This window comes from Micromonospora sp. SL1-18 (genome assembly GCF_047921505.1).
GTDB lineage: Bacteria > Actinomycetota > Actinomycetes > Mycobacteriales > Micromonosporaceae > Micromonospora.
This window is the reverse complement of record NZ_JBLROA010000020.1, coordinates 32,676-54,503: the sequence shown is the minus strand read 5'-3', so window position 1 is coordinate 54,503 and position 21,828 is coordinate 32,676. Positions and strand designations below refer to the sequence as shown.

Sequence of the window (21,828 nt, the reverse complement as noted above, 5' to 3'; positions counted from 1 at the left end):
TTCAGATCATGCGTCGTAGCGCGGTCTCCACGGCATCGATCAGCGGATCACCTTCGGTTCGTGGGTGCCGTGCGAGACCGAGCTCGACGTCCGGCAGGGTGGGCAGGGCGTCCACGTCGTGGCAGGCCATGACCGGTTCGAGGTTCGCGGGCATGAGCGCCGCAACGCCGAGCCCGGCCCGCACCGCGGCGAGCACACCGATCAGGCTGTTGCTTTCGAACGCCACCCGCGAGCGTCGATCGGCACGTTCGAGCGTTTCCAGCACTGACGTACGCCAGAAGCACGGGTTCGAGAACAGCACCACCGGCAGTGGATCGGCAGCCACGTCCACACCCTGGCCGATCGCCCACACCAGCGGGCGGCGTACCGTCCAGCGCGGCGGCCCGGGAATGTACGGCACCTCGTCGAGCACGAGTTGGACGCGGCCCGCGTCGTAGGCCTCCCGCATGGCGACGTTGGAAAAGGTGAGCACCTCCAGCGTCGCGCCGGGGTGCAGCCCGGCGAGGTCCGCGAGGGCCTGTGGAAGCTGGGACGCGGCGAGGTCTTCGAGCAACCCGACGCCGCAGCGGCCGGTAAGCGCGCGCCCGGTTTCGGTGAGTGCCTGTGCGGAGAGCGAGAGAATGCGTTCGGCGTACGGCAGGAGCTCCGCACCCGCCCGGGTCGGCGAGACGCCAGATGACGACCGGTAAAGCAGTGGACGGCCGACGGCGCTCTCGAGCTTGCGCAACTGCTGGCTGAGCGCGGGCTGGGTATGTCCGAGCGCGGTCGCGGCGCGGCTGATGCTGCCCGCCCGCACGGCGGTGACGAACGACCGCAGCAACGCGGTCTCAAGATCCCTTGCCATAAGCATTCATTATGCCAGGTCCAAGAAGTTGGCCACTTCCTATGAGCTCGCGGATGACCTAGCGTCCCGCAGGTGACCAGATACCGACAGGTACTCGCCGTGCCGGGGATGGCACCGCTGCTGGGCGTTTCGCTGCTCGCCCGTGCCGCGATCACGGCTGACGTGATGGCGCTGACGATGTATGTCGTGCTGGGCCTGGACATGAGCTATACGGCAGCGGGTGGTGTCGCGGCGGCTCTGACCGCCGGGGTGGCGCTGGGCGGGCCGCTGCTTGGCCGCATGATCGACTGGCGGGGCCTGCGCACTGTGCTGCTGGTAACTGTCGTACTGCAGGTCGTGTTCTGGCTGAGCGTGCCGATCCTGCCGTACGGGATCCTACTGGGCGCCGCCTTCGCGGCGGGTCTGCTGATGGTGCCGGCCCAGCCGGTGACCAGGCAGGCGATCGCCGCGATGACGACGGCGGGACAGCGCCGGGCCGCGTTCGCGCTGGAATCGGTGCAGGGCGAACTGTCGTACATCGTGGGCCCGGCGGTGGTGATCCTGTGCGCGGCGAAGATGTCCCCCAGTGTGGTCGCGTGGGGGATCGGCGCCGCGATCGCGGCTGGCGGAGCCGGGATCGCCTTGCTCAACCCGCCGCTGCGTGCCGAGGACGAGGCGGATGCCGGCGCGGCCGGACGGCCCGCGCGCCGGGAGTGGCTGGGCATCGGCATGATCGCCGTACTGATGATGGCGTTCGGTGCCACGACGCTGCTCAGCGGGGTCGACCTCGCCATCGTCGCCACGCTCGAAGAAGCAGGTCAGGTGTCCTGGGCCGCCGTGGTCGTAGCCGTGTTCGGCGTGGCCTCCGTCGCCGGCGGGCTGATTTATGGCGCGCTGCCCCGGCCGCTGCCCACGTGGCTGCTGCTCGGCTTGCTCGGGCTCGTGACGATTCCCGCCGGGCTTGCCCACGACTGGCCCTGGTTGTGCGTGGCCGTTGTCGGCGCCGGGCTTCTCACCGCGCCGACCCTTTCCACGGTGGCCGATGCGGTGAGCCGGCTGGCGCCGGCCAGCGTGCGGGGTGAGGCGACAGGTCTGCAGTCCTCGGCGCAGAGCGCGGGTTTCGCGCTCGGGTCCCCGATCGTCGGGCTGGCGGTCGACGTATCCGTGCCAGCGGGCGGCTTCGCGGCAGCCGGGCTGGCCGGCCTCGCCGCCGCGCTGACTGGATGCCTGCTGTCCCGCCGGTCGCCCGCCCGAACGCGGGTGGTCTTGTATCCGGTCAGTCGGTAACGCCGGCGGGGAGCTGGTGGCGCGCAGCTCTCGCAGGTCGGGGAGGTGGTGTTCCGATCTTCCTCGACCCCCGACTTCGGCTTGGTGGGCGGTGAGGCCGGGGCAGCGCGTGGAGCGACCCCGGCCTCACCGCCTGTCAACCTGCTTGTCCGCCGGCTACCTTCGTGAGCTTGATGTAGTCGATGACGATCGACCCTGGTTTCACGGCCTCGAAGCGGACCGTATGCTTTCCGGCCTCCGCGAAGGTCACTCGCCCCAGGCTCACCGGGACGTACACGTTGGCCGTCGAGCTGTTCTGGTCGACCGCCGCCCCACTCGCGACCTCGTCCACGTACGCCTGGACCGTCGCCCTCCCGGACGTGTTCGTCTTGTACTGGTACGACACGTCATAGGTGCCGGCGACGGGAACATCGACGGGGAACTGGATCCACTCCCCGGTCGGCACCGAGCTGGTCTGCAGGTACGTCCTCCCGTTCGTCGAGGAGGTGGACAGGGTGATGCTGGGGATACTCTTCTCGACCGAACCGAGCTGCGACTCTCCCTCGATCACCAGCTCAAGTGGGACGACGATCCCGTACTCCGCTCGCGTCGTGCCGTCTTCCGCCGTGACGACCAGGCTGTCCCCGGTGTCGATCAATTCGTCCGCGCTCCGCGGCCGACCGTCGGGAGCGGCGACCGCGTACGTCTGGGTGGCGCCGTCCGTCGACTCGATCTGCGTGGTCAGGTCGGCCACCGTGGATCCCAGCACCGCCGTGATGACCCGTGCTTCGGTGTCCAGGCCCGTCACGTTGTCGTGCCCGCCCCGCTTGAGCTGGATGGCGGTGTTGTGCGGATCCGTCACTCTCGGCGGATAGGCCTGGGCGTCCGACACTGTCACGTTGGTGAGGTCTTGGAGAGGAGTCAGTTGGTTCCCCCAGGCGCCGTCGTAGAAGGCGGAGTTACGCACGGTGATGTTGCTGGCGTTCTCCAGCTCGATGACGCTGGGGTTGTTTCTTCCCTTCACCATCGTCACACCGTCGAGCTCCGCGTTCTTGACGTCGTCGAGCACAAAGGCGTAGCGGTCGTCGTTGCTCTCGAAGTTCGTCGTCACGTTCTTGAAGCTCAACCCCTGCACGTGCCTCGCCCAGAACCCGTAGGAGGGCTGCACCCCGAAGTCGGCGACGTTGTACTTACCCACGCCGAGTTCCGGAGGGCTGATCTGCGAGTCCTCGTAGCTGTTGCCGCCCTTCACCAGCAGGTTCACATTCTCGAACGTGACGTTCTCGACGTAGCCGACGGTGCGGCCGTCCGGGAGGGCCGGTCCGCCCTCGCCGACCTTGTAGCCGGCGATGATCGGCGTCGCCTTGCTCTGGTTGGTGTAGGGAACCCATCGCTTCGAGGGGTCACCGTACTGACTGCCCCCGTAGACCTCTTCGATGTTGACGTCCTTGACGTGAACGTTGCGGACGTGGCCGATGTTGACGTTGGTGCTCAGCAACTCGTCCCGCTGCACGCCGTTTTCCATGAATTTCGTTCGCTGCGCCTGCCCACCGATCAAGCGGCCACGGTTGGAGATCGAAATGAAGAAGGGGGCCCGCGTGCGCCGCATCTGCGCCTGGTGGTGGACCGGGCCCGTCCTACCCGAGTTCAGGTAGATGTTCTCGACCGTCGCGCCATCGTTCGTGGAGATGGAGAAACCGGCCTTGTTGCCTGCCAGCACATAGATGTTGTCGACGTAGGCGTTCCTGATGTCGTCGGCTGTCTCGCTGCCGATCTGGAAGAGGTTGCAGTTCGTGTCGCCGATGATGTTCCGGACGTAGAAGTCTGTCGCCGGCCTGGTGAACCCCAGGGAGGAGTCGCTGCCGGGTTTGACGATGTCGTCGGACGTCCCCTTGGCGTAGATGTTCCTGGCGGTGACGTAGCTGCTGCCCATGTAGTCGAAGACGTCCCGCGCCTGACCGCCCTTGCCCTTGTCGTAGTAGAAGTCGTGCGTGTTGATGTGGTCCGTGCCGGTGGCCAGCAGCGCGAAGTGTCCGGCGTTGTCGACCTTCAGCATGTTGCTGATGTCTGTCTGCTTCGACTCGGTCGTACCGTCCTTGGCCAGGCTCTTGATGTAGTACGGCTGGTCGGTCGTGGGTGAGCCGGTCTCCTCGTACCAGAGATCCAAGCCGTTGTCGAGCCCGCCGATCTCGACGTTGGTGCTGAGCTTCAGGGTCATCAATTTGTCGGCCCTGAGGTCCGGAGCGTTGTTCATGACGCCGTCGCTGGTCACGATGTTGCCGTTGCCTGTGATCCGGCCATTCCCGATGATCTTGATGTTGTCGACCCGCTCACCGAAGAACATGCTGTTCCTGAAGTAGGTGTGGCCGACGTCCTGCTTGGTCGTGTAGTTCTCGGGGTCCCGGTAGGGCCCCGTGTCGGTCGCAGACGTGCCCGAGCGATAGGCCCGGTCGGAGAAGTACGAGGTCTCAGGCGCGTCGGCGCCCTTGAGCGCGGAGATGGTCGCATCGCTGTTGACGTACAGGTAGACGTTGCTGAGCAGGTGGACGGTCCTGACGTTGAACCGGCCGTTCTCGAACAGCAACGTCCCGCCGCCGATCTTGTTCAGGTGGCGGACCGCCCGATTGACCGCTTCCGTGTCGTCGGCAACCCCGTCGCCCTTGGCCCCCATCAGCTTGACGTCCAGCTTGCCGGTGTAGAACGTTGCGACGTTCGACTCGCCGTTGTTCTCACCGCCTGTGACGTGCAGCTTGAAGTCGTACTCGGTGTTCGGGGTCAGGTCCTTGACCTCGACTTCGCCGGTGCGGGTATCGACCTTGGCGTTGCTCTGCGTCCAGGTTGCGCCCCCGTCCGTCGACCGCAGCAGCATGACTGACACTGCGCGCTGGGGCGGCGTCCATTGGAACCGCGCCTTGGTGTAGGTGTCCGGGGCTCCCTTATATGTCAGGCTCTTGTCCAGCACCCTGTGGAAGTCGCTGACGTTCCTGACGACCTGGAGGGTGGCCGTGGCTGCCGGGCTCGTCAGTGCCTCCGGCTCGGAGGTGGTGTAGGAGGCCTCGAACGAGTATCTGCCCTGGTTGACCGAGACCTGCGTGAACCGGATCTGCAGGTCGGTGCCGTTCGACGGCCTGAGGTCGAGCCCGCGGAACGTGATGACCTGGCTGCCGTCTCGAGCGTCCTCGATCGTGGCCGTCCCCACCCTCGGGAACCGGTAGCCCGCTCCGACCCTGCCGACCGACTGCGTCGCGAGCCCGGACAGGCTGACTTCTCCCCGGCCGATGACGTTGACGGTCGTGTTGTCCATCGTGGCGCGGATGCCCCGTGGCACCTTCACGCGCACGTCGGTGGCGGGACTTCTCATCCCGGATGTGAAGTTTACGACCACGTCCGAGCTGGTGTTCGCGGTGATCTTGTCGTGTGGCAGCTCCAGCTGGCCGCGCACCGCGCCCTTGACGATGTCGATCGCGTAGCGGTGTGTCTCCTGTCCTGCACTCACGGTGAGGACGTCGCCCGGCACGACGCGGTCGGTGGCCTGCTTCTGCGCACCCTGCGAGTCCTCGACCGTGTAGGTCTGGGCGGAGCGGTCCTTGGAGGTGATCTCCTTCAGCAGCTGGTCCACCGTCTTGACCTCGAGCGTGGTGCGGCCCTGCCCCTCGGGGGTGTCCACCGAATAGATGAACGTGTCACCGGAAGCCAGGGTGATCGTGTCGCTCGAGATGTCAACGACGTGGATGCCCTCTGCCGAGGGGACGACGGACACGGACTCCGGGACAGTGGTGCCCGGTGCGGGCACCTCGTCAGGCCCCTGCCCACCTGCGGCAAGGGCGGGTGGGGCGATGGAGAGCACCAGAGCCGCCAGAGCAGCGCCCATGAATGCTTTGCGGGGGACGTTCGTCATCGTTCCACGACCTCTACCTTCGATCAGCCCGGCAGCGTGGGCTCGCCGACCCCGGGAGGGAGCCGCAGGTGACCGTAGTTCCGGGCGGGCCGGCAGACCATCAGTTGCCGTAAGTTGCCCTGGCGCATCGTAAGAGGCCAGCGGGCCCGGCGCCAGGCCGACCAGATACTGGAATCCATCGCGCGCCGCCTGCGCCCGGTTGCTACCCGGGCCGGCGGCGGTCCACTCTCCGGGTCGACCTGGCCTACCTGGTGCTGACCCCGACCGATGGGGCCTGCGGCAGGTCGGGGAGTTCCGCCTGTTCGGCGGGGGGAGCGATCCGGGTCGGGCACCGTTGATCCGTGGAGGCGCGGACCACCAGGCGGGTCGGAATCGTGACCGGTTTGTCGACCGGAGGGTGGGTGCCGGAGATGAGAGCGAGCAGGCCTTGCACGGCGGTGCGTCCGAGGAGGCCCAGCGGCGCGGCGAGGGTGGTCAGGCCGGGCGTGACCAGGTCAGTACCGAAGATGTTGTCGAAGCCCACGACGCTGACGTCCTGCGGCACCCGGACGCCGACGGCCGAGAGGCCGCGCAGCAGTCCCAGGGCCAGCAAATCGTTGTAGGCGATGACCGCACTGGTCGATCGTCGCCAGAAGTCGTCGGCGGCGGCGACGCCGCCGAGCACGGTCGGCGGATACGGACCGAGACGGTGCGGTCGCAGGCCCAGTTCGACGCTGGCCTCACGTAACGCCTGCCAGCGGATCCCGTCCGACCACGCCGCCTCCGGCCCGGCCAGATAGGTGATGTGGCGGTGGCCAAGCCCGTGCAGGTGCTCCACGGCCTCCCGCATGCCGTGCCGGTGATCGACCACCACCGACGGCACACCCGCGACGACCCGGTTGAGCACGATCAGCGGCCGGAGCTTGCCCGTCATCCGGATCGAGGTGTCGGACATCCGGGTGCTGGCCAGCACGACGCCCTCCACCGTCTGGACGGCCCGACCCAACGCCTCCCGCTCGAGCTGGTCGGACTCCTGCGCGTCGGCGAGCAGTATCGTGTAGCCGGCCTCCATCGCCGCCGCCTGAGCACCACGGATGATCTCGAAGTAGTACGGGTTGGTGATGTCGGAGATGGCCAGCGCGATCATCGACGAACGCCCGTCGAGCAGCGCGCGGGCGAGGGGATCGGTGCGGTAGCCCAGCTCCGCCGCGATCCTGCGGATCCGTCGGGCGGTGTCGGCGTTGACGCGGCCCGGGCGGGCGAACGCCCGGGACACCGTTGACGCGGCAACGCCCGCCGCCCGCGCGACGTCGTAGATGGTTGGCGCCGCCTGTCCGGCACTGCCCGTCGAACCTGCCACCGGGCCTCCTTGAGGTTACGCGGATGTTTCCCAACCTCCCCGGTGTGGGGAGAAGGTGCAGGCAGAGCCTTTCCCGCCTCCACCGTCGCAGGAACTGTTTCCGTCCGTCAATCCGTTGACGCCGGTCCTTCCGGACGGTAGGAAAAGCTTTACCTATCTGCCACCACCAGAACCAGGAGCACCCACCATGGCTACCGAGCACAGCAGACGCGACCTCTTCCGGTGGGCCGGCGCGGCCGCCTCCGCCGCCGCCTTCGCATCGTTGGTCCCGGGCCGGGCGAGCGCCGATCCCTTGCCCCCCGGCAACCCCTGGGCCCGCGCCGAGTACATCAGCGCCAAGGTGCGCCGCCCGCACTTCCCCAACCGCTGGTTCGACATCCAGGAGTACGGCGCCGTCGGTGACGGCACGACCGACTGCACCGAGGCGATCAGGCAGGCGATCGCCGCCTGCCACGCCGCCGGGGGAGGGCACGTGCTGGTTCCGGCCGGCCGGTTCCTCACCGGGCCGATCCACCTGCTCAGCAACGTCGACCTGCACGTCACCGCCGACGCGGTGGTGCTGTTCAGCCAGCGCCCCGCCGACTACCTGCCGGCCGTGTTGACCCGGTTCGAGGGCGTCGAGCTCTACAACTACTCCCCGCTGATCTACGCCTTCGAGCAGGAGAACATCGGGGTCACCGGCTCTGGCGTGCTGGACGGCCAGGCGGACAACGCGCACTGGTGGCCGTGGAAGGGCAAGGCCGAGTACGGCTGGAAGAAGGGTGACCCGAAGCAGGACGCCGCCCGGGCCCGGCTGTTCGCGATGGCCGAGCAGGGCGTACCGGTCGAGGAGCGGGTGTTCGGCGAGGGCGACTACCTGCGCTCGTCCTTCATCGAGCCGTACCGTTGCCGCAACGTGGTCATCGAGGGCGTGACGATCCTTCGCTCGCCGATGTGGGAGATCCACCCGACGCTGTCCGAGAACGTGCTGGTGCAGAACGTCACCGTCAACTCGCACGGGCCGAACAACGACGGTTGCGACCCGGAGGCCAGCCGCATGGTCGTCATCCGCGGCTGCACCTTCGACACCGGCGACGACTGCATCGCGATCAAGGCCGGCCGCAACACCGACGGACGCCGGGTCAACGTACCGAGCGAGGACATCCTCATCGAGGACTGCCTGATGCGCGACGGCCACGGCGGGGTGACCATCGGCAGCGAGATGTCCGGCGGGGTGCGCAACGTTTTCGCCCGCAACTGCGAGATGTCCAGCCCCAACCTCGACATCGCCCTGCGGTTCAAGACGAACTCCGTGCGCGGCGGGTTCATCACCGACATCTACGCCCGCGACATCCGTATCGGCGAGGTCGCCGGCGCCGTCATCGACATCAACTTCTACTACGAGGAGGGCCCTGGCTACGGGTTCAACCCGGTGGTGCGCAACATCGACGTACAGAACCTGACCGTCCGCCAGGCCGGCCGCAGCCTCAACCTGCGCGGCTACGCCGACGACCACATCACCGGCGTGAAGCTCACCAACGTGGACTTCGGCACCACCGGCAAGCCGGGGGTGGTGGAGTACGTCGACAACTTCGTGCTGCGCAACGTCCTCGAGAACGGCGAGCCGCTCGTGCTCGCCTCCGCGGCGGGCTGAGCCGGTTGTCCAGACCGCGGGCGGCCCCATGGTCAAATGAGGCGGTGCAGCGAATGCCGAGGAGTTCACCGCCACGGTCGACCATCCACGACGTAGCCCGACTCGCCCAGGTGTCCACCGCGACCGTGTCGCGGGTGCTGACCGGTGCCAAACCGGTCTCGGCGGACCTGGCCGAGCGGGTACGTGAGGCCGCCGCGCGGCTGGACTACCGGCCCAACCCCGCGGCCCAGGTGCTGCTCAGTGGACGCTCGCACACCGTCGGCGTCGTCGTCCCGGACCTCGCGAACCCCTACTTCGCCGAGGTGCTCAAGGGCGCGACGCCGGCGGCCGGCGAGCGCGGGTGGCACACCCTCGTGGCGGACACCGACGAGGACCCCGAGGTCGAGTACCGGGTCGCCACCGAAATGGGGCGGTGGGTGGACGGCCTGATGCTGTGTTCACCACGGATGAGTACCGCCCGGGTCCAAGAGCTGGCCGCCAAGCTCCCGGCCCTGGTGCTGGTCAACCGCCTGGTGCGGCATCCGTCGGTGGCGGCGGTGCTGGTGGACTACCACCAGGGGATGACACAGCTGTGCGAGCACCTCGCCTCTCTCGGGCACCGGCGCCTGGTCTACCTGCAGGGACCGCCCCACGCGTGGTCCGACGGTCAGCGCCTGCGCGCCCTGCGGGCGGCAGCCGGAGGCGGGCTCGACCTCGTGCAGATCCCGTGCGGGTCGACGGCCCCGGACGGCTATCGGGCGGCCGAGGAGGCCCTGGGGCACAAACCGACTGCGATCGTCGCCTTCAACGACTACGTCGCGCTGGGGGTGCTGAGCCGACTCAGCGAACTCGGGGTCGCCGTCCCGGACGACATCTCGGTGACCGGGTTCGACGACATCCCGCTGAGCGGGCTGACGCCACCGGGGCTCACCACCGTCGCCGTGCCCAAGCGGACCGTGGGCCGGCTGGCCTGGCAGCGGCTCGCCACGGAGGGCACCGGGCCGTCGACGACGGCGACCAGGGTGCCGGTCGAGTTGACCGTACGCGGCTCCACCGCCCCACCCCGCCAAGGGCGCCGGTAGGCGTCAGCTCGAACCGGGCTCGTTCATCCTCGAGAACGTCGAGCGACTGCGCTTCGACAACCCGGGGCGACGGCAACCTCGACTGGAAGTAGGCACAGCAGCATGGCTTATCAATTCCGACGCCGGGACCTCCTAGCCGCGACCGGCCTCGCTCTGGCGGCCGGCACGTCCACGATCATCCGACCGCAAGCGGCGATGGCGGTGCCCGGCCAGGCCAACGCGGACCGCGCGTGGAACGAAGCGGCACATATCCTCCGACGAGTCCAGCCGCCAACCTTCCCCAACCGGGACTTCGACATCACCGCCTTCGGTGCGGTGGCCGACGGGGTAACCGACTGCACCGCGGCCATCCGCAGCGCTATCTCCGCATGCCATGATGCCGGTGGCGGCCGGGTGATGGTACCGGCCGGTACCTACTCCACGGGTGCCGTGCACCTGCTCAGCGACGTCAACCTGCACCTCGCGGCGGGCGCCACGCTCGCCTTCAGCCGGGACCCGGCCGCGTACCTGCCGGTCGTCTACACCCGCTACGAGGGAATCGAATTGTGGAACTACTCCGCCCTCGTCTACGCCTACGGCGCGCGCAATGTGGCGATCACCGGAAGTGGTGTGCTCGACGGCCGGGCGGACGCCGAGCACTGGTGGGACTGGACCGGCGGGCCGCCACCCAACGAGGGCCCGGACAAGACCACTCTCGCCAGCATGGCGGCCGACGGGGTGCCCGTCGCCGAGCGGGTCTTCGGCGAGGGCCACTACCTACGGCCGAACCTCATCCAGCTTTACTCGTGCCAGAACGTGCTTATCGAAGGTGTCACCGTACGCGATTCCCCTATGTGGAACATCCACCCGGTGCTGTGCCAGAACGTGACCATCCGGTCGGTCACCGTGGACAGCCCGCGCGGGCCCAACAACGACGGAATCGACCCGGAGTCGTGCACGGACGTGGTGATCCAGGACTGCCGGATCAGCACCGGCGACGACTGCATCGCGCTTAAGGCCGGCAAGGACGCTGACGGCCGACGGGTCAACGTACCCTGCCAGAACGTCGTCGTGCTCGGCTGCGAGATGGCGGACGGCAACGGCGGCGTGACGTTCGGAAGCGAGACCACCGGCGGCATCCGCAACATCTTCGTGCGGGATTGCCGGATGAGCAGTCCGCGACTCAAACGCGCCATCCGCCTCAAGAGCAACCCGCAGCGCGGTGGCACGATCGAGAAGATCTACATCCACCGCGTGAACATTGGGGTGGGGCGCGACGTCGCTGTGGAGATGGTGCTCAACTACGCCAACGTCACCACGGGCGACTACCACCCGGACGTGCATGACATCGTGCTGAGCCAGGTCACCGCCGCCTCGACGCCCCAGGCATTCACCCTGCTCGGCAACGACGGCCACCCGCTGCGCGACATCCGGCTGCACGCCTGCCGGTTCGACGGCGTCACGCGGCCCAACCTGGTCCGCGACGTGGACGGGCTGGCCCTCGACCAGGTGTGGGTCAACGGGTCCCGCATCGACACCTGAGCCGAGGCCGGGTTGGCGGGCTCGCCCGCCGACCCGGTCGGCCCCAAGCACACAAGATGAAGGAGCATGTGCGTGTCCACCCGATGGAGCCGTAAGAACTTTCTGCGATTGGCCGGGGCGGCGGCCGGCACCACCCTCCTGCCCCTGGCCGGCGGCGCGCCGGTTCGGGCGTCCGAGACCGCCGAACTCGAGCCGGGCGCCAGCACCGGCGCCGACGCCTGGAGCGACGTCGGCCGTGTCATCCGCAACGTGAAGCCACCATGCTTCCCGCAGCGCGACTTCGACATCACCGACTACGGCGCGGTCGGCGACGGCGTCACCCCCGCCACCGCCGCCATCCGGGCGGCGATCGAAGCCTGCACCGCGAGCGGTGGCGGCCGGGTCGTTGTCCCCGCCGGCACGTTCCTCACCGGTGCCGTCCACCTGCGCGACGACGTCAACCTGTACGTCTCCGACGGCGCGACGCTGCTGTTCAGCACCGACCCCCGGGACTACCTCCCGGTTGTGCTCACCCGGTTCGAGGGCGTCGAACTGATGAACTACTCGCCGCTCATCTACGCGAACGGCTGCACCAACGTGGCGGTCACCGGCACCGGGACGCTGGACGGGCAGGCGTCATGGGACAACTGGTGGGCGTGGGGTAGCCGGGCCAAGGAGGGAGTCAACCGGCTCACGCAGATGGCGACCGATGGTGTGCCTGTCTCCGAGCGTACCTTCGGTCCCGGCTACTACTTGCGGTCGAGCTTCATCCAGACGTACCGGTGCACCAACGTGCTGATCTCCGGGGTGCGGATCCTCCGCTCACCGATGTGGGAGGTGCACCCCGTGCTCTCCCGCAACGTCACCATCGAGGACCTGCACATCGACACCCGCGGACCGAACAACGACGGCGTCGACGTCGAGTCCTCCCGCTACGTCGTCGTCCGAGGCTGCACCTTCGACGTCGGCGACGACTGCATCGCGATCAAGTCAGGCCGGGAGGCCGACGGGCTGCGCGTGAACGTGCCCTCCGAGGACATCCTGATCGAGCAGTGCACCATGAACATCCGCTACGGCGCCATCACGTTGGGCAGCGAGATGACCGGCGGGGTCCGCAACGTGTTCGTACGCAACTGCCGGATCGGCGGCCCGAACCTCTACTTCGGCCTGTACATCAAGACTAACTCCTATCGGGGCGGCTTCGCCGAGAACATCTTCCTCAAGGACATCGAGATCTCGAACCTGACGAAGGAAGTGATCTCCTGCAACTTCTACCGGGGTGAGGGAGACACCGGCCCGTTGACCCCGCGGGTGCGCAACGTCGAGTTCCGCAACGTCCGGGTGGGCCGGGCCCGCAACGCCTTCTCCATGACCGGCTATCCCCGCTCGCCGATCCAGGACGTGCGGATCGTCAACTGCACGTTCGAGGAGATCCTCCAACCGAGCACGCTGCAGGACGTCGATATCGCCTTCCACAACTTCCGGGTCAACGGCACGAAGGTCACCGAACCCGGCCAGCTCCGCTGATCAGGTTCGACACGGCGGTGCCGCTGCTCAGGGTCGGGCAGCGGCACCGCCGTGTCGAACAGGACTCGGATCAGCCCTTCAGCAGCACCGCGACGTGGTCCACCAGCACCGCCCGGAACCCGTCGTGCTCGGGAAGATCCGCGCCGAAAATCTCCGGAATGCGCAGCAGCGATTCGACGAGGCGGTGCGGCTCACCGTCGGCCGCCGCAGCAGCAGCCTGCAGCCGGTCGGCCATCGGATCGTCCAGCGGAAGCTCCCGCCCCCGCACGTCGCGGCCCTGCGACACGTACACCATCCAGGCCGCGACCGCGAGGGCCGCGTGCCGCGGCACCGCCCCGGCGGACAGCCGGTCCCGCACCGTGCCCAGCAGTCGCACCGGCAGCTTCTGCGAGCCGTCCATCGCCACCTGCACGGTGCGGTGCCGCAGCGCCGGGTTGGCGAATCGGGTCAGCACCTGGCGCCGGTAATCGGTCAGGTCGAGCCCGTCGGGCACCCGGAGGGTGGGCGTCACGTCCTCCACCATCAGGGCCTCCGCGGCCGCCGACAGCCGGTCGTCGGAGAGCGCGGCCGCGATGGTGTCGTACCCCGCCAGGGCGCCCAGGTAGGCGAGCAGCGAGTGGCTGGCGTTGAGCATGCGCAGCTTCACCGCCTCCCACCCGGCCACGTCGGCGGTCAGCACCGCGCCGGCGCGTTCCCAGGCCGGCCGGTCGGCGGCGAAGTCGTCCTCGACGACCCACTGGCTGAACGGCTCGGCGACCACGACGCCCCGGTCCTCGAGGCCCAGCACCCGCCGGACGTCGGCGCGGTCCTGCTCGGTGGTGGCCGGCACGATCCGGTCGACCATGCAGGAGGGAAAACGCACGGAGCTCGCGATCCAGTCGGCGAATCCGGCCGCCTGCGCCGAGGGCAGCGCGTCCACGAAGTCGTGCACCAGCCCGCGCAGCACCTGACCGTTGTCGCTGAGATTGTCGCAGGGCAGCACGGTGACCGGTGCCCCGCTCTGCGCGTGCCGGCGCTGCAGCCCGCGTACCAGTTGGCCGATGGCGGTCCGGGGTGGCCGGCCGGCGAGATCGGCCACCACCTCCGGATCCGACCGGTCCAGCCCGCCGGTGCCGTCGCGCCGGTACCCCTTCTCGGTCACGGTCAGGGTGACCAGGCGTACCGCCGGGTCCGCGATCCGGTCGACGACCGCCGCCGGTTCGCCGCCACCGAAGACGACCTCCCGGACGCTGCCGACCACGCGCAGCGACGCCACGTCGGCACCCCGTTCGAGCACCGTGTAGAGGCCGTCCTGCGGCATCAGCTGCTCGCGTACGGACGCCGACCGCTGGGTGACGCCCGTGATGCCCCAGTCGTCGCGGCCGGTCGCCGCGGCAGCCAACTCGGTGAAGACGGCCTGGTGTGCCCGGTGGAAGGCCCCGATCCCGAGGTGCACGATCCCGACCCGCAGCGCGCGCGGATCGACTGCCGGGCCGGCCCAGGCCCGGCCCGGCCCGGCCAGGCGGTCCAGCGCGTCGAGGCGCAGCCGCTGCCCGACCTCGGCCTCGTCGCTCACAGCACCGCCCCCAGCTGCCACGGCACGATCTCCTCTCCGCCCAGGCCCAGTTCCTCGCTGGCGGTGCGCCGCCCCGACGCGACGTCGAGCAGCAGGTCGTACACCCGGCGGCCCATCTCGTCCAGCGGTACGCCCTGTTCCACCACGGGTGAACAGTCCAGGTCGACGTCGCCGACCATCCGGGCGGCCAGCTCTGCATTGGTGGCGAGTTTGACTGTCGGCACCGGGCGGCTGCCGAAGACCGAACCGCGGCCGGTGGTGAAGCAGATCAGGTTCGCTCCGCCGGCGACCATCCCGGTCACCGAGACGGGGTCGTAGCCGGGGGTGTCCATGAACACCAGCCCCGGCCGGGGAATCTGCTCGCCGTACTCGCGGACCGCGGCCAGTGGGCTGTGGCCCGCCTTGGCCACCGCACCCAGCGACTTCTCCAGGATCGTGGTGATGCCGCCGGCCTTGTTACCCGGGGAGGGATTCGCGTCCAGCGTCGTGCCCTGCTGCCGGGTGTACTCCTCCCACCAACGGATGCGAGCCAGCAACGCGTCCGCCACCGCCGGGCTGGTGGCCCGGGCGGCCAGCAGGTGCTCCGCCCCGTACACCTCCGGCGTCTCACCGAGGACGCTGGTGGCGCCCGCGGCGACCAGCAGATCCGACGCGACACCGAGGGCCGGGTTCGCGGTCAGGCCGGACCAGCCGTCGGACCCGCCGCACTGCAGGCCGAGCACCAGCTCCGCGACGTCCACCTCGGTACGCGCCGTGCCGGTCAGGTCGTCCATCATGCCGCGGACCAGGTCCACGCCGCGCTGCACCGCCGACGAGGTCCCGCCCAGCTCCTGGATGGTGTACGACGACACCGGCACGTGGTCGGCCACGCCGAGGTCGGCCATCAGGCCGGTCACCGTGTTGACCTCGCAGCCGAGCCCGATCACCACCAGGCCGCCGATGTTCGGGTTGCGCGCGTATCCGGCGAGGGTGCGCTGGAGCAGGTCCCAGCCGTCTCCCTGGGCGGCCATGCCGCAGCCGGTGCCGTGGGTCAGGGCGACCACGCCGTCGACGCCGTCGACGTCTTCGGCCAGGTCCTCGGTGAGTCGGGCCACCTTGCGGGCCACTGTCGCCGAACAGTTGACCGTGGTCAGCACGCCGATGTAATTGCGGGTCGCCACCTGACCGTCCGGTCGGCGGTAGCCGTGGAACGTACGCCGCAGGTCGGCGGGCAGCCGGGCGGCGGAGCCCGTCGCATTCTGCGCCGCACGGATGGCGGTGTTCTCCGGCATGCCCAGGTTGTGCACGTGCACGTGCTCGCCGGCGCGGACCTCGGCGAGCGTACGCCCGATCACCTGGCCGTACTTACGCACCAGCGCCCCGGCGGGCAGGTCACGCAGCGCGACCTTGTGCCCGGCGGGCAGGTCGCCGCGTAGCGTCACCTCGTCCGCCCCGCGTACTGCCACGGGGATCCCGCCCGGCATCGCCGTGGTCGCTACGGCGACGTCGTCGCTCTCGTGCAGCACCACCAGGCTCATCCCGGCACCTCCACTCCGATTTGTGCGATCAGCCGGCGGGACTCGGCGAGCTCCGGCAGGTATCCCGTGCCGCCGTGGCCCCGCAGCGACAGCGCCGCCGCGGCCGCGCCGAGCCGGACCGCGTCCGGCAGGCCGTCGCCGAGGGCCAGCCGGGCGGCCACGGTACCGGCCAGCACGTCGCCGGCGCCGGTCTGGTCGACGATCTGCTCCGCGGGGTACGCGGGAATCTCGGTCTTGTGCCCGCTGTCGTCGAGCAGGACGCCGCTGGCGCCCTGGGTGAGGGCGACCGCCGCCGCGCCGAGCGCGCGGAATGCGGCGCATGCCGCGGCGGGACCCGGCACCGCGGTGTCGAGCAGCGCGGCGGCTTCCCGCGGCCAGGCCGGCGTGACCAGCCGCGCGTGCGGGGCCAGCGCCCGCAGGTGAGCGCCGGCGGTGTCGGCGCCGACCAGGCGTGGCCGCCAGTTGGGGTCGTAGACGAAACAGCGGGCGGCGCGTGCGGCCACCTGCACCGCCTCGAACGTCGTCGTCGAGATCGCGCAGGCCACGCCGCTGGACAGCACCACGCCCGCGCGCCCGGCGAGGTCTTCAGGTACGTCCGTGGCGGACAACCCGGAGCCGGCGCTGCCGCGCCGGACGTAGACGAACTCGCGCTGCCCGGACGGGTCGGCGTGCTGCAGGTAGAGGCCGTGCTGCCCGCGGGTGCGGATCAGGCACGACGTGTCGATGCCGAGTCCGGCCACCCGCGCCACCAGCTCGTCGCCCAGCTCGTCGTCGGGCACCCGGGCCAGCAGGCAGGTGTGCGCGCCGGCGGCCGCGGCGGCCGCCGCGGCGTTCAGCGCGTCCCCGGAGAAACCCAGCTGGAGCGACGCGCCGTCCCGCAGCGGTTCCCGCGCGGTCAGCTCGACCAGGATCTCGCCCAGGACGAGCACGTCCGGGGTCATGAGGACTCCTCGAATGCGCGCAGCAGGGAGCGGAGCCGGTCGGCCGCACCCGGCCGGAGCAGGTCACTGCCGACGCCGACCGCGCACGCGCCGGCCCGCAGCCAGTCCGGCACCGCCTCCAGCGCGATCCCCCCGGTCGGTACGAGGTCCGCGTCCGGCAGCAGCTGCCGCAGGCTGACCAGGAAGCTGGGGCCGCCCACATGGGCGGGGAACACCTTGACCGGTCCGTGCGCGGCGGCGGCCGCGACCTCGCCGGGGGTGAACGCCCCCTGCAGGAAGGGCAGTCCGGCGCTGTCTGCGACCGCCCGCACGTCGGCCGCCGGCCACGGGCTGACCAGGAACTGCGCCCCCGCCTCGACGGCCTGCGCGGCCAGTGCCCCGCTGGTCACGGTGCCGAGCCCGACCAGCGCCCCGTCGGGCGCCTCGCGGCGTGCGTCCCGCAGCGCGGTGGCCCAGTCCGGTGTCGTGGCGGTCAGCTCGACCACCTGCAGGCCGTTCGCGAACATCGCCGTCGCCGCCGCCGTGGCCGCCGTCGGAGACGGCAGCCGCAGCACCGGCAGGACGCGCTGCCGGCGCAGCAGCTCGATCACGCCGCTCATGAATCCGGCTCCTCCTTGACCCGGGCCACCAACTGCGTGGGGTTGACGTAGCGCAGGCTGACCACGAGCAGCACCAGCATCATCGACGTGTAGATGATGGCCATGGCATCCACGGACTGCTGTGCCCGGATGCCCGCCGCGGACATCGAGTAGTACAGGGCGACGACAAGCGTCTGCGAGTCCGGGCCGGCGGTCAGGAAGGTCAGCTCGAACATGCCGACGGTCCGGACCAGGACCAGGATGGCCGAGGCGAGCATCCCGGGCAGCAGCAGCGGGGCCAGCACCCGGACGAACACGGACCTCAGCCCCGCGCCGCACATCCGGGCGGCACTCTCGATCCGCGGATCGATCTGCTCGATGAACGGCGTCATCGTGAGAATCACGAACGGCACCGACGGCACGAGGTTCGCCAGCACGACGCCCGAGAGATGACCGGCGAGGCCGAACTTGTAGAGCACCGTCGCCAGCGGGATGCCGTAGGTGATCGGCGGCATGAGGATCGGCAGCAGGAAGACCAGGTACGCGACCCGCTTGCCGGGGAAGTTGCGCCGGGCCAGCACGTAGGCCGCCGGCACACCGACCAGCAGTGACAGCGCCACGACCAGCAGGGAGACCTGCAGGGTGACGACGATGACGTCGAAGAGCGCGAACTCGTGCCACGCCTCGCCGTACCACTTGGCGGTGAAGCCGTCGGGCAGCCAGGTGTCGAACCAGCGCTGGCCGAAGGAGCTGACCAGAACGGAGCCGACGACGCCGAGCAGGTTGAGGAAGAAGAAGACGACCACGCCCCAGACCAGCCAGGCGGCGGGACGCCCGACCAGCCGCCGTCGGGGCCGGCCCTCGCCTGCGGCTGTCGCGTCAGGACGGATCTCGGTGACGGTACTCATCAGCCCTTACCCCCCGTCGATCCGGTGTAGAGGCGGGTACGGCCCAACAGCACGACCGAGATGACAACCAGCTCGATCAAGCCCATGATCATGGCGATCGCGGACGCGTACGGGTAGTCGTACTGCTCGTAGGCCGCCTGGTACGCGGCGATGGAGATGACCCGGGTCTCGCCGGCCGGATTACCGACCAGCACGGCCGACGGGAACACGCTGAAGGCCAGCACGAACGTCAGGCAGAACGTCGTCGCCAGCCCCGGCATCAGCAGCGGCAGTGTGATCGTCCGGAACCGCTGCCACCAGCCCGCGCCCAGCGTGGACGCCGCCCGTTCCAGGGTCGGGTCGATGCCAGTGAGGTACGACAGCACCAGCAGGAAGGCGAACGGGAACCCGGTGATGACCAGGGAGAAGAACACACCCCAGTAGTTGTGCACCAGCCGTACCGGTTCGTCGATCAGGTGCAGGTTCATCAGCACCCGGTTGAACCAGCCCGTCGGACCGAGGAAGTTGAGCAGTCCCTGGGCGGTCAGCACCGTACCCAGCGTGATCGGTACGACCAGCAGGATGGTGACCAGCCGCTTGCCACGGAACCGGCCCCGCATCCGATAGGCGATCGGCACCGAGGCGAGCACGTTCAGCAGGGCCGCCGGCAGGGCGATGCGTAGCGTGATCCACATCGTGTCCCGCTGGTAGGCGTCCCCGAAGAAGCGCGCGTAGTCGCTGAACGGGCCGCCCTTGGTCGGCTGGAAGGACAGGCCGAGGCCGTAGAAGAACGGGTACAGGAAGAGCAGGACGACGAAGAGCACCGCCGGTGCCAGCAGCCACAGCTGCCGGTCGACGCCCCGTTCGGCGAGGCGGTGCTGCCAGTGTGCCCGCGAGGGCTGCGGCGCGCCGGCCGGCGAGGACCGGCGCGCAGTCGGGACGCTCATCCGACCAGCCCCGGTTCTTCGACCACGGCGTCCCCGGGGTCGCCCGAGGTGAGCGCGGGGTGCTCGCCGGGCTCGGCGGGGAAGACCAGCAGCCGCTGCGGCGCCACGCTCAGGGTGACCCGATCGCCGGGGGCGATCCGCCGCTCGGTGCGTACGTGGACCTGCAGGCCGGAGGCGGTGCGGGCCTCGGCGGCCAACTCCCGGCCCTGGTACTCGACCACCTCGACCTCGGCCGGGACCGCGTTCTCCGCGCCCGGCGCGTCGACCTGAACGTCCTCCGGCCGCACGCCCGCGATCACTGCCGCACCGGGGCCGACCGGGGCGACCGGGTCGCCGACCAGCCGCAGGCCGTCGGCCTCCACGGTGGCGAGGCCAGCCTCCACCGACCGCACCCGCATCGGCCACAGGTTCCGGTAACCCATGAAGTCCGCGACGTGCCAGTTGCCCGGCCGGGTGTGCAGCTCCTGCGGCGACCCGATCTGCTGCACCCGGCCACCCCGCAGCACGACCAGGCGGTCGGCCAGCGACAGCGCCTCCTCCTGGTCGTGCGTCACGTAGACCGTGGTCAGCCCCAGGGACTGGTGCAGCCGGCGGATCTCGGTGCGCATCTCCAGGCGGAGCTTGGCGTCGAGGTTGCTCAGCGGCTCGTCCATCAGCACCAGCGACGGCTCGAGCACGACCGCCCGGGCGATGGCCACCCGTTGCTGCTGCCCGCCCGAGAGCTGGCCCGGCAGCTTGTCCGCGTGCTCCTCCAACCGGACGAGCCGGATCGCCTCCGCGGTACGCCGACGGATCTCGTCCTTGGACAGCCGCCGCATCCGCAGGCCGAAGGCGATGTTGGCGCGTACGGACATGTGCGGGAACAGCGCGTAGCTCTGGAAGACCATGCCGAAACCGCGCCGCTCCGGCGGCAGGGTGTCGACCCGCTTCTCGTCCTGCCAGATGCTGCCGCCGGTCAGCGGCAGCAGCCCGGCGAGACAGTTCAGCGCGGTGGACTTACCACAGCCCGACGGCCCGAGCAGGGCGATGAACTCGCCCGCTCGGATCGTCAGGTTGAGGCCGCTCAGCGCGTCCTGGCTACCGAACCGACGGGACACCCCGTCGAGCCGCAGCTCGGAGAAGCCTGAGGTGGCGACGCTCATCCCTGCTTCACCTTCCCGCTGCCGACCTCGCGGTCCCAGCGGTCGAACGCCGCGACGAGAGACTTCGCGTCCAGCGGCGTCTCGGTCGGGTTGTTGGCGATGAGCGCGTCGTACTCCGGCCGGCCGAACTCCTTGATCGCGTCCTGGCTCTTCTGCGGCGCCATCGACAGGTCGACGCCCTTGACCGCCGGCCCCGGGTAGAAGTAGCCCTGGTCGTACGCCTTGGCCTGCTGCTCGGGGGTGAGCATGAACTTCAGCAGGGCCAGCACTGCCGCCTGGGTGTCGGTGTCGACGCCCTTGGGGATGGCGGCGTAGTGGGCGTCGGTCACCCAGTGGAAGCCCTGCAGCGAGCTGACCTTCGCCTCCTTCGGCACCGTCCCGAGCACGCGCGGGTTGATGTCCCACCCGGTGGTCGAGGCGATCACCTCAGCGGACCCGTTGGCCAGGTTCTTCATCGTCTCGCTCGTGCCGCTCGGGTAGTAATCGACGTACTGGTTGAGTTCCTTCAGGTACGCCCAGGTCTTGTCCCACCCGTTGACCGGGTCCTTGGGGTCCTTGTCGCCGAGGATGTAGGGCAGGCCCATCAGGAAGGTCCGGGCGGGGCCGGAGTTGGCCGGGCGGGCGTACTGGACCTTGCCCGGGTGCGCCTTGGCGTAGGCGAGGAGCTGCTCGGCGGTGGTCGGCGGGTTGGACACCTTCGCGGGCAGGTACTCCAGCAGCGGGCCGGACGGGTAGTAGGCGACGGTGACGCCGGCGTTGCCCGCCAGCTGCTGCATCCCGGCGGCCGGCTCCTGGTAGTCCTTCATGCCCGGCAGCCGGTCCGCGTAGGTCGGCAGCAGATCCACCCACAGGTTCTGGTCGATGCCGGCGGCGAGGCCGTCCAAACCGGTCAGGACCAGGCCGATGTCCACCCGGTTGGCGTTCTGCTGTGCCTTGATCTTGCCGGCCAGCTCCGGGGCGGGTGACTTGGAGTAGGTGACCTTGGAGATGATGTCGGGGTTCTTCTGCACGAACTCGTCGATCATGTCTTGGCTGAGCTGAAGGTTGCCCGCCACGTCGAGGACGTTGAGCGTGACCGCCTTCTTCGGCTTCTCCGGCACCGGGCCGGTGCTGTCACCGCTGCCTCCGGAGCCGTTCGGCGCTCCGCAAGCGGCGGTGAGGGTGAGGACGGACGATGCTGCGGCGATCAGGGCGCTCCGCCTGGTAATGCCCAT

Annotated in this window: 16 protein-coding genes; 5 read left to right on the top strand and 11 right to left on the bottom strand. The window is 69.6% G+C overall.

Features of this window, described 5'->3' with window-relative positions; translation table 11 throughout:
* Window position 1: 1 nt before the first annotated feature.
* A complete protein-coding gene (locus ACNAW0_RS12595) occupies window positions 2-820 on the bottom strand; it encodes a LysR family transcriptional regulator (protein WP_416287996.1) in 819 nt (272 codons plus the stop codon).
* 132 nt (window positions 821-952) lie between these two features.
* Here ACNAW0_RS12595 and ACNAW0_RS12590 point away from each other — a divergent pair, with 132 nt between their 5' ends.
* Window positions 953-2,110 carry an MFS transporter gene (locus tag ACNAW0_RS12590; RefSeq protein ID WP_416287995.1) on the top strand — a complete coding sequence of 386 codons (1,158 nt, stop codon included), beginning with the start codon at window positions 953-955 and terminating at the stop codon, window positions 2,108-2,110.
* A 136-nt stretch (window positions 2,111-2,246) separates the two neighbouring features.
* On the opposite strand, the gene ACNAW0_RS12585 is transcribed toward ACNAW0_RS12590, so the two are convergent.
* Together ACNAW0_RS12585 and ACNAW0_RS12580 are read right to left on the bottom strand one after the other, a co-directional pair.
* Window positions 2,247-5,987, bottom strand: a complete 3,741-nt coding sequence (locus ACNAW0_RS12585) for a carbohydrate-binding domain-containing protein (protein WP_416287994.1) — start codon at window positions 5,985-5,987, stop codon at window positions 2,247-2,249.
* Between the two features lie 244 nt (window positions 5,988-6,231).
* A complete protein-coding gene (locus ACNAW0_RS12580) occupies window positions 6,232-7,326 on the bottom strand; it encodes a LacI family DNA-binding transcriptional regulator (protein ID WP_416287993.1) in 1,095 nt (364 codons plus the stop codon).
* 187 nt (window positions 7,327-7,513) lie between these two features.
* Here ACNAW0_RS12580 and ACNAW0_RS12575 point away from each other — a divergent pair, with 187 nt between their 5' ends.
* From ACNAW0_RS12575 to ACNAW0_RS12560, 4 genes are all read left to right on the top strand, one after another.
* The gene (locus ACNAW0_RS12575) at window positions 7,514-8,959 is read left to right on the top strand and encodes a glycoside hydrolase family 28 protein (protein ID WP_416287992.1); all 1,446 of its coding nucleotides are present in this window, start codon (window positions 7,514-7,516) and stop codon (window positions 8,957-8,959) included.
* Between the two features lie 53 nt (window positions 8,960-9,012).
* A complete protein-coding gene (locus tag ACNAW0_RS12570; protein WP_416287991.1) occupies window positions 9,013-10,020 on the top strand; it encodes a LacI family DNA-binding transcriptional regulator in 1,008 nt (335 codons plus the stop codon).
* Between the two features lie 102 nt (window positions 10,021-10,122).
* Window positions 10,123-11,541: a glycoside hydrolase family 28 protein gene (locus tag ACNAW0_RS12565; protein ID WP_416287990.1), complete on the top strand. Its 1,419-nt coding sequence runs from the start codon at window positions 10,123-10,125 to the stop codon at window positions 11,539-11,541.
* Window positions 11,542-11,613: 72 nt separating this feature from the next.
* Entirely contained in the window at window positions 11,614-13,047 is a 1,434-nt protein-coding gene (locus ACNAW0_RS12560; RefSeq protein ID WP_416287989.1) for a glycoside hydrolase family 28 protein, read from the top strand.
* Between the two features lie 70 nt (window positions 13,048-13,117).
* Here ACNAW0_RS12560 and ACNAW0_RS12555 read toward each other — a convergent pair whose 3' ends face one another.
* Genes ACNAW0_RS12555 through ACNAW0_RS12520 form a run of 8 tightly spaced genes read right to left on the bottom strand, consistent with a single transcriptional unit; the run spans window position 13,118 to window position 21,828 of the window.
* On the bottom strand, window positions 13,118-14,602 hold the full coding sequence (locus tag ACNAW0_RS12555; RefSeq protein ID WP_416287988.1) for a mannitol dehydrogenase family protein: 1,485 nt from the start codon (window positions 14,600-14,602) through the stop codon (window positions 13,118-13,120).
* The gene (locus ACNAW0_RS12550; RefSeq protein WP_416287987.1) at window positions 14,599-16,119 is read right to left on the bottom strand and encodes a UxaA family hydrolase; all 1,521 of its coding nucleotides are present in this window, start codon (window positions 16,117-16,119) and stop codon (window positions 14,599-14,601) included. Before ACNAW0_RS12550 ends, ACNAW0_RS12555 begins: the two co-directional genes overlap by 4 nt.
* Window positions 16,116-17,060 (bottom strand): PfkB family carbohydrate kinase, encoded by a 945-nt coding sequence (locus tag ACNAW0_RS12545; RefSeq protein ID WP_416287986.1) that lies wholly within the window; start codon window positions 17,058-17,060, stop codon window positions 16,116-16,118. Before ACNAW0_RS12545 ends, ACNAW0_RS12550 begins: the two co-directional genes overlap by 4 nt.
* Window positions 17,057-17,659: a bifunctional 4-hydroxy-2-oxoglutarate aldolase/2-dehydro-3-deoxy-phosphogluconate aldolase gene (locus ACNAW0_RS12540; RefSeq protein ID WP_416287985.1), complete on the bottom strand. Its 603-nt coding sequence runs from the start codon at window positions 17,657-17,659 to the stop codon at window positions 17,057-17,059. The genes ACNAW0_RS12545 and ACNAW0_RS12540 overlap by 4 nt, the downstream gene beginning before the upstream one ends.
* Entirely contained in the window at window positions 17,656-18,546 is an 891-nt protein-coding gene (locus ACNAW0_RS12535; RefSeq protein ID WP_416287984.1) for an ABC transporter permease, read from the bottom strand. Before ACNAW0_RS12535 ends, ACNAW0_RS12540 begins: the two co-directional genes overlap by 4 nt.
* The gene (locus ACNAW0_RS12530) at window positions 18,546-19,472 is read right to left on the bottom strand and encodes an ABC transporter permease (RefSeq protein WP_416287983.1); all 927 of its coding nucleotides are present in this window, start codon (window positions 19,470-19,472) and stop codon (window positions 18,546-18,548) included. The genes ACNAW0_RS12535 and ACNAW0_RS12530 overlap by 1 nt, the downstream gene beginning before the upstream one ends.
* Window positions 19,469-20,614: an ABC transporter ATP-binding protein gene (locus tag ACNAW0_RS12525; RefSeq protein WP_416287982.1), complete on the bottom strand. Its 1,146-nt coding sequence runs from the start codon at window positions 20,612-20,614 to the stop codon at window positions 19,469-19,471. Before ACNAW0_RS12525 ends, ACNAW0_RS12530 begins: the two co-directional genes overlap by 4 nt.
* On the bottom strand, window positions 20,611-21,828 hold the full coding sequence (locus ACNAW0_RS12520) for an ABC transporter substrate-binding protein (protein WP_416287981.1): 1,218 nt from the start codon (window positions 21,826-21,828) through the stop codon (window positions 20,611-20,613). The genes ACNAW0_RS12525 and ACNAW0_RS12520 overlap by 4 nt, the downstream gene beginning before the upstream one ends.